The sequence below is a fragment of the Leifsonia xyli genome, from assembly GCA_001647635.1.
GTDB classification, from domain to species: Bacteria; Actinomycetota; Actinomycetes; order Actinomycetales; family Microbacteriaceae; genus Leifsonia; species Leifsonia xyli_A.
In genome coordinates, this window is record CP014761.1 from 2947249 (window position 1) to 2961848 (window position 14600).

Sequence of the window (14600 nt, forward strand, 5' to 3'; positions counted from 1 at the left end):
GTGACGAGCGGCACCGACAGGATCGCGGGTGAGGACTGGTACGGGCGCGACCTCGACGGCGTCGAGTACGAGGGCGTGGTCTTCGACGACGTGGACATGACCGAGCTGCGCAGTTCGGGCGCGACGTTCACCGACTGCGTGTTCCGCAAGGTGCGCTTCAACGTCAGCGAGCACAGCGACTCCGCGTTCGTCAACTGCCGGTTCGAGTCGTGCAACTTCTTCGACGCGACGTTCCGCCGCTGCAAGCTGACCGGCAGCACCTTCCGGACCTGCGAGTTCGCCCTGCTGAAGGTCGAGGGCGGCAACTGGTCGTTCGCGGGGCTGCTCCGTGCCGAGCTGCGTGGCGCCTCCTTCGACGGCGTGCGCCTGCGCGAGGCCGACCTCACCCAGGCGCACGCCCAGGAGGCCCGGTTCGAGGCATGCGACCTGAGCGCCGCGCTGCTCACCGGCGCCGATCTCACCGCGGCGACCCTCGCGGGCAGCGACCTGACCGGCGTCGATCTGGAGGGCGTCATCCTTCGCGGCACGATCATCGACGCCCGCCAGGCCGTCGTCCTCGCCGAGGCCCAGGGCATGGTCGTCGTCCCCGGTTAGGCGACCTCGGTCACCTGGCCGTGCTTGATGTGCAGGCGGCGCTGGGCGCGCTTGGCGACGGCGGTGTCGTGGGTGACGATCACCACCGTGAGGCCGCGGTCGCGCCAGAGGCCCTCCAGCAGGTCCATGATCTCGTCGCGGGTCTCCTCGTCGAGGTTGCCGGTCGGCTCATCCGCGAGCAGCACCTCCGGATTCTTCACCAGCGCACGGGCGATCGCGACGCGCTGCTGCTGACCGCCGGAGAGCTCCGACGGCAGGTGGTTGCCGCGGTCGGCGAGCCCGACCGACGCGAGGGCCTCGGCCGCCCTGCGCTTGCGATCGGCCGCGCTCACGCCGAGCGGCGCCAGTGCGGTCTCCACGTTCTCCTGGGCGGTCAGCGTCGGGATGAGATTGAAGCCCTGGAAGACGAAGCCGATCTCCTTGGCGCGGATCTTCGCGAGCTTGCTGTCGCGCTGCTTCGAGAGGCTGTCCGCGCCGAGCTCGACCGACCCGGTGGTGGGGCGGTCCAGCGCGCCGAGCATCTGCAGCAGGGTGGACTTGCCGCCGCCGGTCGGACCCTGGATGGCGACCAGCTGGCCGTCGGGGATGGTCAGGCTGACGTCGTTCAGGGCGACGACCTGGCGCTTGGACTGGCTGTACTTCTTGGTGACGTCCGTGAGGGTGTACATCGTGACTCCAATGAGGTCGAAGGGATCGGGCCGGTTCAGGCGACCGAGCGGAGGGCCGCGGCCGGACGCAGCCGGGAGGCGCGCCATCCGCCGATCGCGCCGGCGATGAGGCCGCCGAGCACCGCGAGCGCGACCGCGCCGACGACGATCCACAGCGTGACCGGGGCGTGCAGCGCGATGTTCGCGGAGGTGGTCGCGGCTTCGCGGGCGGCCCCGAAGGCTCCGCCGCCGCCGAACCCGCTGCCGGCGAAGCGGTTCGCCCCGCCGGTGGCGGCGCCCGCAGCACCCGTTCCGGTACGACCGGCAGCGTCAGCGAAGCCATGACTGACGCTGCCGGTCAGGGTGGGCGAGATCATGTTCACGACGAGCACCCCCAGGAGCCCGACCGCGACACCGATCACGCCGCCGATGACACCCTGGACCACGGACTCGCCCGCGACCTGACCGACGATGCGGCGGTTCGACCAGCCGATCGCCTTCAGGGTGCCGAACTCGCGGGTGCGGCGGGTGACACCGGAGATGGTGAAGAGGATGGCGATGAGGAACGCCGCCGCCAGCACGATGACCGACAGCCAGGTGCCGAGGTTGGCGATCAGCTCCCCGGCGCTGCCGAGCGAGCCGGAGACCGTGGAGGCGAGATCCGCCTGCGTGCTGACCGTTGCGCCCGAGACGGCCTTGGTCAGGTCGGTCTTGATCTGGCCGATGTCGTCCGACGACGCCGCCTTGACGTACACCGACGAGATCTTGCCGGTCTGGCCGGACAAGGTCTGTGCCACATCCAGCGGGATGTAGGCGTTCGCGGCCGTGGTCGAGTCCGACCCGGTCGCCGCGACGATGCCGATCACCGAGAAGTCGGTGCCGCCGATCGTGATGGTGTCGCCGACCGCCTTGCTCGCGGTCTTGGCATAGCTGGCGTCGAGGACCACGACGTCCTTGCCCTGGTCGGCCGAGGTGAAGCTGCGGCCGCCGGTGAGGGTGACCGAGGCGAGCGGTCCGACCGACGTGCCGGCCGGGTCCAGACCCAGCACCGAGAACGAGTCGACCGTGAACGAGCTGCCCCCCGCGCCGTCGGCGCCGCCGGTCGGGGGAGCGGTGGGCGCGGCCGCCTGGCCGCTCTGACGCTCCTGCCGGAGCTGCTGGAAGTTCGGGAGGGTGCCGCTGAAGTGGGTGTTGGTGAGCGACAGCACGGCGGCGGCCGAGGCGACGTTGTCCACCTTCTTCACGGTGGTCAGGGTGGATGCGTCCATCACCGTGGCCCCGCGCGTCGGCTCGAGGCGGGAGGTGTTGACCGTGCGACCCGTGCCGGTGTCGGTCCCGGCGTTCGCGCCGAAGTCGAACCGCGGCCCGCCGCCCTGGCCCTGCTGCGTGGTCGCGTTCTGCGCGGTCGCCGGCTGGCTGACGGTGATATCGGTGCCGACGCCGTAGACGGACTGCAGGACGCTCTCCTGCGCCTGGCGGACGCCGGCGGAGACGGCGTTGACGATGATGACGAGGGCGATCGCGAGGGCCATGCCGATCGCGATGATGATCGTCTGCTTGCGGCGGCCGCTCAATTCGCGCCGCAGATAGGTCCCGAACATCGGCTTCCAAACTCTCGGGGACGGATGACTACTTGCGGGAGGTTAAGGACCGGCGTTTTCGGGCCGCTATGGCGAACCTATGGATCTGCCGTGGGCGTCGACGGGGAGCAGATGTCACACTCAGGCAGCCTGTGGTGTCTCCATGTTCGGAAGGCCCATCGACAAGGAGGACATCATGCAGGAGCGGACACGGGTGCTGGTCGTCGGCGGAGGCTACGCCGGGATCACGGCGGCCAACCGGGTGGCGGGCGGAGACGCCGTCGACGTCACGCTGGTCAACGCACGGCCCGTCTTCGTGGAGCGCATCCGGCTGCACCAGCTGGCCGCCGGATCCGACGACGCCGTGGTCGAGTACGAGGACGTTCTCGGGCCGTCGGTGCGCCTCGTCGTCGACACCGTCACCCGCATCGACGCGGCAGGACGCCAGGTGAGGCTGGCATCCGGCGGCGCGCTGGGCTACGACTACCTCGTCTACGCGGTGGGCAGCGGCAGCCCGCTCTCCGTCGTTCCGGGAGCGGCGGAGCACGCGCTGCCGGTCGCCGAGCTGACCGACGCCGAGCGCCTGCGGACGGCGCTCGCCGCTGCCGGCCCGGACGCGGCGGTGACGGTGGTCGGCGGGGGCCCGGCAGGCATCGAGACCGCCGCAGAGCTGGCCGAGAGCGGGCATGCGGTCACCCTGCTGTGCGGCGGAGACCTCGGGCCGTCGCTGCATCCCCGTGCCCGCCGGTCGGTCGCCCGCAGCCTGGATTCGCTGGGCGTGCACGTCGAGGACGGCCCGGGCTCGCGCGTGGTCGCGGTCGCGGAGGATGCGGTGACGCTCGCCGACAGCCGCGTCGTCCCGAGCGCGATCACCGTCTGGACGACCGGCTTCTCCCTCCCCGCTCTCGCGCGCGACAGCGGGCTCAGCACCGACGCCGACGGCCGGCTCCTCACCGACGAGACCCTCACCAGCGTCGACGACGAGCGCATCGTCGCCGCGGGCGACGCAGCGGCGCCGTCCGGCGTCCCGCTCCGGATGAGCTGCCAGGCGGCCGGGCCGCTCGGCGGAGGAGCGGCGGACACCATCCTGGCCCGGCTCCGCGGCGAGCAGCCGAAGCCGTTCACGATGGGGTTCGTGGGGCTCTGCCTCAGCCTCGGTCGCCGGCAGGGCGTCGTACAGTTCGAGCACCGCGACGACACGGCGACCCGCGTGTCGGTCGCCGGGCGGTCCGGCGCGCGGATCAAGGAGCTGATCTGCCGTGGCACGGTCTTCTCGCTGCGTCTGGAGGCACGGCGCCCCGGGGCGACCCGGCTGCCTGCTGCAATCGGCGACCCGCAGCGGCGTCGTAGTCTGTCATCCGCGGCCGCACAGCCGGTCGCGGGCGGGGGACGAGGATGACCGAGCGGCCGGCCGATGAGGCGACGGAGGCGTTCGTCGCCGTCCGCAACCTCCTGTTCACCGTCGCCTACGAGCTGCTGGGGTCCGCCGCGGATGCCGAGGACGTTCTCCAGGAGACCTGGCTGCGCTGGTCGGCCGTCGACCTGGCGGAGGTGCGGGATGCACGTCCCTACCTGGTGCGGATCACCACGCGGCTCGCGCTCAACCGGCTCCGGAGCGCCCAGCGCCGGCGCGAGACCTACGTCGGGCCGTGGTTGCCGGAGCCGTTGCTCACGGCCCCGGACGTGTCCGAGGATGCGGAGCTCGCCGAGAGCGTCTCGATGGCGCTCATGGTGGTGCTCGAAACGCTGGGGCCGACCGAGCGCGCCGTCTTCGTGCTGCACGAGGTGTTCGGTTTCGAGTTCGACGAGATCGCCCGTGCCGTGGACAAGTCCCCGGCGGCTGTCCGCCAGATCGCGCACCGAGCACGTGCCCACGTCGAGGCGCGGCGACCGCGCGTGACCGTCTCACCCGGCGAGATGCGCGCCGCCCTCGACACGTTCCGGATCGCCGTCATGACCGGCGATCCGCAGGCCATGCTCGATGTGCTGGCACCCGACGTCGTCCTCCTCAGCGATGGTGGCGGGGTCAAGCAGGCGGCCCTGCGCCCGATCGTCGGCGCCGAGAAGGTGACCCGGTTCGCCGGGGGCGCCATGGGCAAGGCGCCCGGGGTGGTCACGGCGGAGACCGTCGTCGTCAACGGCGCACCGGCGCTCGCGCTGTCGGTCGACGGCGAGCTCGACGCGGTGGTGTCGGTGCAGGTGAAGGACGGGCTCATCACCGGCATCTACATCGTCCGCAACCCAGCCAAGCTGACCCGCATCGCGGAGGAGACCGAGCTGGCTCTGCGCTGACCCCGATCGCTCAGACAGTTCATAGGTTCCGCAAAGTCAGCATCCAATCGCCTCCTCATAATGGGAAAGGTGACCATCAACACGCGCGCCGCCTCCGGCCCCTCCAGCCAGCCTCGCTCCGTCCTGCGCCGCGCGGATGGCAGCTCCATCCGGGTGCTCGTCGTGGACGACGAGTCGACCCTGACCGATCTGCTCGCGATGGCCCTCCACTACGAGGACTGGGACGTCAAGACGGCGTCGACCGGGCAGCAGGCGCTGCAGCTCTCGCGCGAGTTCAAGCCCGACGTCGTGGTGCTCGACATCATGCTCCCCGACATCGATGGACTGCAGGTGCTGTCCCGGATGCGCGCCGACGGCAACGAGGCGCCGGTCCTCTTCCTCACCGCGAAGGACTCGCTGGACGACCGGATCGCGGGCCTCACCGCCGGCGGCGACGACTACGTCACCAAGCCGTTCAGCCTGGAGGAGCTGGTCGCGCGCCTGCGCGGGCTGCTCCGTCGGTCGCGCGCAGCGGTCGCCGACCAGGACGACCCGGTGCTCATCGTCGGCGACCTCGTGCTCGACGAGGACAGCTACGAGGTGCACCGCGACGGCGAGCCCATCCAGCTCACCGCGACGGAGTTCGAGCTCCTGCGCTTCCTGATGCGCAACCCGCGCCGCGTGCTCAGCAAGGCGCAGATCCTCGACCGCGTGTGGAGCTACGACTTCGGCGGCTCCTCCAGCGTGGTCGAGCTGTACATCTCTTATCTGCGCAAGAAGATCGACGCCGGGCGCGCGCCCATGATCCACACGGTCCGCGGCGCCGGGTACATGGTGAAGGCCGCCCAATGACCTCGGCCCGCGAGGCGGGCGCCCCGACCGATCGTGCGGGCCGACGGCTCCCGCGACTTCGTCCGTTCCGCTCCTGGACGCTGCGCAGCCGCGTCGTGCTCGTCGTCGTGGCGATGCTCGCCGTGCTCGGCGCCGTGATCGGGACGGTCAGCGTGTTCGCTCTGCAGAACTACCTGATGCAGCGGCTCGACGGGCAGCTGACCTCGGCGCTCGAGCGCGGCCAGCACGCGGCCGACCGCATCTACGGCGACCAGCCGACCGGGCCTGACGTCATCGGCATCGTGCAGACGCCCGGCCAGCAGACGGGCACGTTCGGTGTGATCCGCAGCGGGGAGATGCTGCTGTACCCGGTCATCCTCTCGCAGCGCCCGCAGACCTCGTCGCCGGACCAGCCGGTCGCACCGCAGCGCGTGCCGATCGCGACGACCGCCCTGCTCTCCCTGCCGTCCGACGGCCACCCGCGCACCATCGACCTGGGCCCGACGCTCGGCGAGTACCGGGTCGCCGCCGTCGACCTGACCAACGGCGACAGCGTCATCATCGGCCTGCCCCTGAGCGATGTGAACGCCACCGTCGGCCGACTCACCCTCGTCATCGTCCTGGTGACCCTGGCGGGACTCGTCTTCGCCTTCCTCCTCGCGAGCGTCGTGGTCCGCCTGGCGATGCGACCGCTGGAGCGCGTCGCCGGCACCGCCGAGCAGGTCTCGAAGCTGCCGCTCGACCGCGGCGACGTCGCGCTCGCGGTGCGGGTTCCCGAGGCCGACACGGACGAGCACACCGAGGTCGGCCGAGTGGGGTCGGCGTTCAACCGGATGCTCGGACACGTCGCGTCAGCGCTGACCGCCCGCCAGGCGAGTGAGCAGAAAGTGCGCCAGTTCGTCGCGGATGCCAGCCACGAGCTGCGCACGCCGCTGGCCTCCATCCGCGGCTACGCCGAGCTGACCCGACGCGCGCCGCACGAGCTCCCGCCCGACGTCACGCGCTCGCTCGGGCGCATCGAGTCCGAGGCGACACGCATGACCTCACTAGTCGAGGACCTCCTGCTCCTCGCCCGCCTCGACGAAGGCCGTGAGCTCGATCGCGACCCCGTCGATCTCACGCTGCTCCTGGTGGATGCGGTCAGCGACGCGCACGCGGCGGGCCCGGGCCACGAGTGGGTGCTCGACCTGCCGGAGGAGCCGGTGGAGGTGCTCGGGGACGCTCCGCGCCTGCACCAGGTGCTGATGAACCTGCTCGCGAACGCCCGCGTCCACACGCCGGAGGGGACGAAGGTGACCGCCGGGCTGCGGGCCGAGGGTGACCGTGCGGTGGTGACGGTCGCCGACGACGGTCCCGGCATCCCCGAGGGGCTGCAGGCGACCCTGTTCGAGCGGTTCGCCCGCGGCGACAGCTCGCGCAATCGGGCCACCGGATCCACCGGGCTCGGCCTCGCCATCGTGCAGGCCGTCGCGCAGGCTCACGGGGGAGAGGTGACCGTTGTGAGCCAGCCCGGCAGTACCGTGTTCACCGTCACGCTGCCCCTCGCGCCGGCCGACAAGCCCGCCGATTTGCCAACGGCGGCGCCCATCCCGTAGCCTGTACGGAGCCAAAGACCGCTGGTCGTCGTGCATGCACGACCGAAGATCCACTCAAGTGGGCGCCCGCGCAGGTGTGTGAAGCAAACTCCGCAAGTCTCTTGCGTGTCCAGCTCCGTGCGTCTGCGCCGGAGCTTTTTTCTTTGCCCAGGGGCCTCTGGTCGGCACACCGCTCCCGCGGTGTGCGACGAAGAAGATTGAGGAGTAGGCCATGGCGAACAAGGAAGCCACGGTTGCCGAGCTCGAAGGACTGTTCGAGAGCTCGACCGCCGTTCTGCTGACCGAGTACCGCGGTCTCACTGTTGCTCAGCTCAAGACGCTGCGCAAGTCCATCAGTGAGCACGCGACGTACGCCGTGGTGAAGAACACGCTGACCAAGATCGCGGCCAACAACAAGGGCATCTCGTCGTTCGACGAGGAGCTCGCTGGTCCGTCCGCGATCGCCTTCGTGCACGGTGACCCTGTCGCCGTCGCGAAGTCGCTGCGTGACTTCGCCAAGGCAAACCCTCTGCTGGTGGTCAAGGGCGGTTACTTCGACGGTAACCCGCTGACCGCAGAAGAGGTAGGCAAGCTCGCCGACCTCGAGTCCCGTGAGGTTCTGCTGGCCAAGCTGGCCGGCGCCTTCAAGGCCTCGCTGTTCGGAGCCGCATATCTGTTCAACGCACCGCTGTCGAAGGCCGTTCGCACGGTCGACGCGCTGCGTGAGAAGCAGGAGTCCGCTGCGTAATGTTCTCGGGGGTTTTGGCCCTCGGGATCCGCAAGCGGTGAGTAACCACACACACTAAGGAGAAAATCATGGCAAAGCTGTCGACTGACGAGCTGCTCGACGCGTTCAAGGAGCTCACGCTCATTGAGCTGAGCGAGTTCGTGAAGAAGTTCGAGGAGACCTTCGAGGTCACCGCCGCCGCCCCCGTCGCCGTGGCCGCCCCGGCCGCCGGTGGTGCGGGCGCCGCTGCCGAAGAGGTCGAGGAGAAGGACTCCTTCGACGTCGTCCTCGAGGCCGCCGGTGACAAGAAGATCCAGGTCATCAAGGAGGTGCGCGCCCTCACCAGCCTCGGCCTCGGTGAGGCGAAGGCCCTCGTCGATGGCGCGCCGAGCACCGTGCTCGAGGGCGCCAACAAGGAGACCGCCGACAAGGCGAAGGCCCAGCTCGAAGAGGCTGGCGCCACCGTCACCCTCAAGTAATTCGCGCCCCTCGGGGCTCTTCTTACTGGGCTGACAGGCTCGCTACGCGACGCGGACTCCTCCTCATAGAGAGTGTCCGCGTTGTGGAGGGCGTCGCCCCCGACAACGGGGCGCCGCCCTCCGTGCGTTAACCGACGTGCGGACGCGGATGCTCATCCATCCATCGCGTCCGATCGCGCCTGCCAGCGTGCATCGGTGTGCAAGGACGCACAACCGGAAGAAGAACCACCGAATGAATACGAGTTCCTGGCGTACCTACGCCGTCCATCTGCGCGACTTCGGTCACGCGCTGCTCCACGGGGACCACCGCGACAGCGGCTGCCACCCGCCGGATCTTTACCGCAGGACCCTCCTCTGGGATCGGTACCTGCGGTGACACCCTGAAGCGCCCTCGGCTCACGGCCGGGGGCGCTTCGTCACGTCTGGCTAGGATGAGCCCGTGACCGACCCCGACGATGTGACCGAGACCCGTACCGCATACGACATCGTCGCGGAGGACTACGCCGAGCTGCTGCGCGACGACCTCGCGCGCAGCGAGTACGACCGGGCGATGCTCGGAGTGTTCGCCGAGCGGGTCGCGGGCAGCGGTGGCGGACTCGTCGGCGACCTGGGGTGCGGCCCCGGGCGGATCGCCGGGTACCTGGCGCGCCTCGGGCTCGACATCGTCGGGATCGACCTGTCGCCGCGGATGGTGGAAGTGGCGCGGCGCGACCATCCGGAGCTGCGATTCGAGGTCGGATCCATGGCCGCGCTGCCCTTCCCGGACGGCGCTCTGGCAGGCGCGCTCGCCTGGTACTCGATCATCCACACGCCCGAGGAGCGACAGGATGCGCTGTTCGCGGAGTTCGCGCGGGTGACACGGCCGGGCGGGGCGCTGCTGCTCGCGTTCCAGGCGGGGAGGACGTGGTGCACCTGACTCACGCGTACGGCCACGACATCGACCTGCGCACGCGACGCCAGGATCCTGAGCGCGTGAGGCAGCGGCTCGCCGACGCCGGCTTCGCCGAGGCCGCCGAACTCATCACGCAGCCCGTCCCGCCGCAGAAATCGCCGCAGGCGTACATCCTCGCCATTCGACAAACATAGGCAAGCTATATATAATTGTCTCCATGCCCGAGACACCCGAACTCCACCAGATCCTCGGCGACCTCGTCGTCGCCGCCCACCGTCTCACCCGGCTCGCCGCCCGCGTCACCGGCAGCACCGAGTCTCCCGCCACCTGGCGCACCATCAGCGTCCTGCAGACGACCGGGCCCATGCGGCTCGGCGAGCTCGCCACGCAGAGCCGGGTCTCGCAGCCCACGATGACCAAGATCGTTCGCAACCTCGTCGAGGCCGAGTGGGTGAAGCGCATCGCCGACACCGACGACGCGCGCGCCTGGCAGATCGCCGTCACCGAGAAGGGCGCAGCGGCGTTCCAGGCGTGGCGCGACGAGCTGTCCGCCGCGCTCGTCCCGATGTTCGCCGACCTCAGCGAGGACGAGCTGGCCGCCATGCGCTCCACCGTCGAGATCATCGCGTCGCGCGTCGACCTCTCCAACGCCACCAGCGCCGCGCTCGCGGGCACGCGCTGAGCGCGCCCGCCGCACCGAAACCTCACCAGTCAGCTAGGAGCCGATACCCCTCCATGTCCCATGAACGCCCCACCAGCATCCTGAAGCAGCCGACCGCCGTCTGGGCCGTCGCCTTCGCCTCCGTCATCGCCTTCATGGGCATCGGGCTCGTCGACCCGATCCTCCCGGCCATCGCGAAGAGCCTCCAGGCCACGCCCACTCAGACCGAGATGCTCTTCACGAGCTACCTGCTCATCACCGGCGCCGCCATGTTCTTCACGAGCTGGATCTCCAGCCGCATCGGCGCCAAGAAGACGCTGCTCATCGGCCTCGCGCTGATCGTGGTGTTCGCGCTGGCCGCCGGCCTGTCGCAGAACGTGGAGTCGATCATCGGGTTCCGTGCCGGGTGGGGACTCGGCAACGCGCTGTTCATCTCCACCGCGCTCGCGACCATCGTCGGCGCGGCGTCGGGCGGCACGTCGTCCGCGATCATCCTGTACGAGGCGGCGCTCGGGCTCGGCATCGCCATCGGCCCGCTGCTCGGCGGACTGCTGGGTAGCTGGAGCTGGCGCGGACCGTTCTTCGGCACCGCGACCCTCATGGCGATCGGCTTCATCGCGATCGTGTCGCTGCTCAAGAACAACGGCGAGAAGCCGCAGCCGACGAAGCTCTCCGCGCCGTTCCGCGCGCTCGGCCGACCGGCGCTCGGCTTCCTCGCCGGCGCCGCCCTGTTCTACAACATCGGCTTCTTCGTGCTCCTGGCCTATACGCCGTTCGCGCTCGTGCCGCTGGGCGTCGAGGACGCGATCAGCCTCGGCCTGATCTTCTTCGGGTGGGGCGTGGCGCTGGCCGTCACCTCCGTCTGGGTCGCTCCGCTCCTCACCGCGCGGATGCCGCGGACGCGCGTCCTCTGGCTGGTCATGCCGCTCCTCGCGCTCGACCTGCTCGCCGCCGGGCTGCTCGTCGGCTCGCTCGTCGCGCTCATCGTCTGCGTGATCGTCGGCGGCCTGCTGCTCGGCATCCTGAACACGGTGCTCACGGAGTGCGTGATGGAGGCCACGGACCTGCCCCGCGCGGTCGCGTCGAGCGCCTACTCCGGCGTGCGCTTCCTCGGCGGCGCGGTGGCCCCGCCCGCGGCGACGCTGCTCGCCGACACGGTCAGCCGCTCGATGCCGTTCTACGCGGGCGCCATCTCGGTGCTCATCGCGGCCGCGCTCATCGTGATCGGCCACAAGCACCTGAAGCGCGTGGATGCTCCGCACGAGACGGCGCAGCAGGAGGCCGAGGTGCTGTCGCTCGCCGACGCCGACTGACGCGCGTAGAACGGAGGAGGTCACCCGCGCGCGGCCTTGCGTAGCGCGAATAGGAGGAATCACGGCCCGTCAGGGGGCGGTGGCTCCTCCTTTTTGCGCGCCGGGCCGCGGTCGAGGAAACGGGACTCGCGCGAGCCACTCCGACGCGGGCTGTCATGGGAGGGGGAGGACCCGGAAGTGCTCAGCACGATGGTGGTGTCGTCGGTGATGTCGGGCCATTCCCTGTGGTGGCTCACCCGCCACTGCGCCGCGGTCGTGTCCCCTTCGCCCTTGTCCCGAGCATGCTGATCGTCCACCTGGTCGAAGCGGGAGGTCGCGACGCCGATGATCTCGAGGATCGCGATCGTGTCGCCTTCGGAATCGACGAGCTGGTACATGCTGCCGATCCGGGGAAGTGGCTCGGCTTCACTGATCCACTCCGAGAGCAGGGAACTGGTGGCCGTCTTGGTGCCCGCCAGAACGAGCTTGGTGAGTCTGTCGCGCTGGGGGCCAGCGGTCCCGATCAGTGCGACCGGGAGAAGCGTGTGGCTGGCGGGTTCGAGGTTCGTGCTCATGTCGTGATTCCTGGTTTCGAAGGTAGAGCTCATGTGCCCCAGGGGCCCACCGGCTCGCCGTCGTCGTTCATCCGGTCGATGGGCCGATAGCTCGCGCTGCGAGGGTTGACGCGAATCGCGAATGCACGCGGGATCGTTCCCACCTGCGCGAAGAGCCGCCCTGTTCGAAGCAGAGCGGCTCTTCCCGTCATACGGGCCCCGAAAGCCCGACGGGCGACCCCATCAGCACACCGTGCCTACCCGAAAGGCGCGCTGTGTCGGATGATCGCGCATATATTCTCTCAGACGCTGGGAGCGTTTCCGGCCAGAGCGGGGATTCCGCTCATTCGAGCGCATTGGGCGGGGCGGTGGAGGCGCGCACGACGAGGCTGACGGGGGAACGGACCGACGACGTCCGGGGCTCCGCCCCGGCGAGCTCGTCGAGCAGGATGCGCGCCGCGGTAGCGCCCTGCTCGAACGGATCCTGCGCCATGGTGGTCAGCCCGAAGCCGGCCGCGTAATCGTGGTCGTCGATGCCGATCACCGACAGATCCTCCGGCACGCGGAGCCCGTGGTCGCCGGCGGCGAGGATGGCGCCGAACGCCATCTCGTCCGACCCCGCGAACACCGCGGTCGGCCGGGGGCCCGGCCGGTCCAGCAGGCTGTTCATGGCCGCCCGGCTCTCCGGCAGCGAGAAGCCTCCCGGGATGATCCACTCCGGTCGCACCGGCAGGCCTGCGTCCTGCATCGCGCTCCGGAACCCCTGGAGGCGGCCGATCGGCACCTGGCTGTTGAGGCCCTCCTCGTCCTCGCCGCCCAGGTGGGCGATGGCGGTGTGGCCGAGCGAGATGAGGTGCGAGGTCGCCGTGTAGGCGGTCGACGGCTCGTCGATGCCCACGCTGCGCAGGCCCTTCACCGGGCCGCCGACCACGATGGTCGGGTGCCCGAGCGTCGCCAGCTGCTCGCGTTCCTCCGTGGTGAAGTCGAGGCAGAGCGCCAGCAGCGCGTCCGTGCGCTTGCGCAGGATGCTCCGGTGGAACACCCGCTCGCGGTCGCCGCGGTGCCCGCCCAGGTTGAACAGGATCATGTCGTAGCTCGCCGACCGGAGCTCCGCATCCACGCCCTCGAGCACCTGCGTGTAGAACCAGCGGCTCACGGACGGCACGACGACGCCCATGGCCAGCGTGCGTCCGCTCGCGAGGCCGGATGCGCTCGACGACGCGACGTAGCCGAGCTCGTCCGCGGCGCGTCGCACGGCGGCCCGCGTCTTGTCCGAGACGTTGGGGAGGCCGCGCAGCGCCCGCGAGACGGTGGCCGTCGAGACGCCGGTCGCGCGCGCGACCTCCTCGATCCCCGCCATCGTGGACATCCGATCAGGAGTTCTGGTGCGCGCGCTGCCGTTCCTCGGCCTCCTGCCGCCGCGCGATGATGCGACGGCGCAGCTGCAGGAGGCCGATGAAGGCGAGCACGAGCACCAGCAGGGTGATCGCCCAGCCCAGCGCGGGCTGACCGGTCAGCTCGCACCAGACGGTGATCCCGAGGAAGACGACCCCGAAGAACCCGACGAAGCCGAGTCCGACGTCGACCGTCTCACGGGAGTCGTTCCAGCGCATGATCAGCCCTTCACGCCGCCGGCCGTCAGACCCGCGACGATGCGGCGCTGGAAGATCAGCACCAGGATGATCAGCGGCACGACCACGATGGTGCCCGCCGCCATGATGGCGGTGTAGGGCTCCTGGTGCGGCTGCGTGCCGGTGAAGGAGGCGATGGCCACCGTGACGGGCTGCGTGCGGTCGCTCGACAGCTGGCTGGAGATCAGGAACTCGTTCCACGACGAGATGAACGCCAGGATCGCGGTCGTGAACACGGCCGGGGCGGCCAGCGGCAGGATGACCTTGCGGAACGCCTGCGCCTGCGTGCAGCCGTCGATGCGGGCCGCCTCCTCGAGGTCCCACGGCATCTCGCGGAAGAACGACGTCAGCGTGTACACCGTCAGCGGCAGCGCGAACGAGATCTCCGGGATGATCAGCGCCTGGTAGGTGCCCATCCACCCGATGTTCGTGAACAGCTGGAACAGCGGGTGATGAGCGCGACGCCCGGGAACATCGACGCCGCCAGGATCACGCCGAGCACGATGCCCTTGAACTTGAAGTCCAGGCGGGCGAGCGCGTACGAGGCGAAGATGCCGACGATCAGCGAGATGACGGTGACGCAGATGCCGATGAACAGCGAGTTCAGCAGCGCACCCGGCAGGTTGTTGCCGAGCTGCGTCGACAAGGCGGTCGCGTAGTTGTCCCAGGTGAAGTGGGTGAACCACGGGGTGTTGTCGAAGGTATAGCCCACGTCGCGGAACGACGTGACGACCATCCAGTAGAACGGCAGCAGACACCAGAGGACGATGACGATCGCCTGGATCCCGGTGCGGGCGCTCTGGTTGCGGCGGCGGCGCACCGCGGTGCGGCGCTTCGTCCCGGTGCGGGGAGGCTGTTCGCCTCGGT

The 14600-nt window shown here is 69.9% G+C and carries 14 protein-coding genes and 2 pseudogenes; 10 read left to right on the top strand and 6 right to left on the bottom strand.

Features of this window, described 5'->3' with window-relative positions:
- A complete protein-coding gene (locus A0130_14520) occupies positions 1-594 on the top strand; it encodes a hypothetical protein (GenBank protein ID ANF32716.1) in 594 nt (197 codons plus the stop codon).
- On the opposite strand, the gene A0130_14525 is transcribed toward A0130_14520, so the two are convergent.
- On the bottom strand, positions 591-1262 hold the full coding sequence (locus tag A0130_14525) for a peptide ABC transporter ATP-binding protein (protein ANF33469.1): 672 nt from the start codon (positions 1260-1262) through the stop codon (positions 591-593). The genes A0130_14520 and A0130_14525 overlap by 4 nt on opposite strands.
- A 35-nt stretch (positions 1263-1297) precedes the next feature.
- On the bottom strand, positions 1298-2842 hold the full coding sequence (locus tag A0130_14530) for a hypothetical protein (protein ANF32717.1): 1545 nt from the start codon (positions 2840-2842) through the stop codon (positions 1298-1300).
- Between the two features lie 175 nt (positions 2843-3017).
- Here A0130_14530 and A0130_14535 point away from each other — a divergent pair, with 175 nt between their 5' ends.
- The 9 genes and pseudogenes from A0130_14535 (at position 3018) to A0130_14575 (ending at position 11569) form a co-directional block, all read left to right on the top strand.
- Positions 3018-4220 carry a pyridine nucleotide-disulfide oxidoreductase gene (locus A0130_14535; GenBank protein ID ANF33470.1) on the top strand — a complete coding sequence of 401 codons (1203 nt, stop codon included), beginning with the start codon at positions 3018-3020 and terminating at the stop codon, positions 4218-4220.
- The gene (locus tag A0130_14540) at positions 4217-5113 is read left to right on the top strand and encodes an RNA polymerase subunit sigma-24 (GenBank protein ID ANF32718.1); all 897 of its coding nucleotides are present in this window, start codon (positions 4217-4219) and stop codon (positions 5111-5113) included. The genes A0130_14535 and A0130_14540 overlap by 4 nt, the downstream gene beginning before the upstream one ends.
- Before the next feature lie 69 nt (positions 5114-5182).
- Positions 5183-5944: a DNA-binding response regulator gene (locus tag A0130_14545; GenBank protein ANF33471.1), complete on the top strand. Its 762-nt coding sequence runs from the start codon at positions 5183-5185 to the stop codon at positions 5942-5944.
- Complete coding sequence (locus A0130_14550; GenBank protein ID ANF32719.1) at positions 5941-7518, top strand: two-component sensor histidine kinase; 1578 nt, start codon at positions 5941-5943, stop codon at positions 7516-7518. The genes A0130_14545 and A0130_14550 overlap by 4 nt, the downstream gene beginning before the upstream one ends.
- A 211-nt stretch (positions 7519-7729) precedes the next feature.
- Entirely contained in the window at positions 7730-8245 is a 516-nt protein-coding gene (locus A0130_14555) for a 50S ribosomal protein L10 (protein ANF32720.1), read from the top strand.
- Between the two features lie 68 nt (positions 8246-8313).
- Complete coding sequence (locus A0130_14560) at positions 8314-8703, top strand: 50S ribosomal protein L7/L12 (GenBank protein ANF32721.1); 390 nt, start codon at positions 8314-8316, stop codon at positions 8701-8703.
- A 439-nt stretch (positions 8704-9142) separates the two neighbouring features.
- Positions 9143-9789, top strand: a pseudogene (locus A0130_14565) (methyltransferase).
- Between the two features lie 23 nt (positions 9790-9812).
- Positions 9813-10277 carry a MarR family transcriptional regulator gene (locus A0130_14570; GenBank protein ID ANF32722.1) on the top strand — a complete coding sequence of 155 codons (465 nt, stop codon included), beginning with the start codon at positions 9813-9815 and terminating at the stop codon, positions 10275-10277.
- 53 nt (positions 10278-10330) lie between these two features.
- Entirely contained in the window at positions 10331-11569 is a 1239-nt protein-coding gene (locus tag A0130_14575; protein ID ANF32723.1) for an MFS transporter, read from the top strand.
- 59 nt (positions 11570-11628) lie between these two features.
- Here the strand turns inward: A0130_14575 and A0130_14580 are convergent, their stop codons facing one another.
- The 4 genes and pseudogenes from A0130_14580 to A0130_14595 all read right to left on the bottom strand — a co-directional run bounded on the left by A0130_14580 (position 11629) and on the right by A0130_14595 (position 14553).
- Positions 11629-12123: a hypothetical protein gene (locus A0130_14580; protein ID ANF32724.1), complete on the bottom strand. Its 495-nt coding sequence runs from the start codon at positions 12121-12123 to the stop codon at positions 11629-11631.
- Between the two features lie 322 nt (positions 12124-12445).
- Positions 12446-13462, bottom strand: a complete 1017-nt coding sequence (locus A0130_14585) for a LacI family transcriptional regulator (GenBank protein ID ANF32725.1) — start codon at positions 13460-13462, stop codon at positions 12446-12448.
- A gap of 13 nt (positions 13463-13475) precedes the next feature.
- Positions 13476-13715 carry a hypothetical protein gene (locus A0130_14590; GenBank protein ANF32726.1) on the bottom strand — a complete coding sequence of 80 codons (240 nt, stop codon included), beginning with the start codon at positions 13713-13715 and terminating at the stop codon, positions 13476-13478.
- Positions 13716-13717: 2 nt separating this feature from the next.
- Positions 13718-14553, bottom strand: a pseudogene (locus tag A0130_14595) (sugar ABC transporter permease).
- Between the last annotated feature and the right edge of the window lie 47 nt (positions 14554-14600).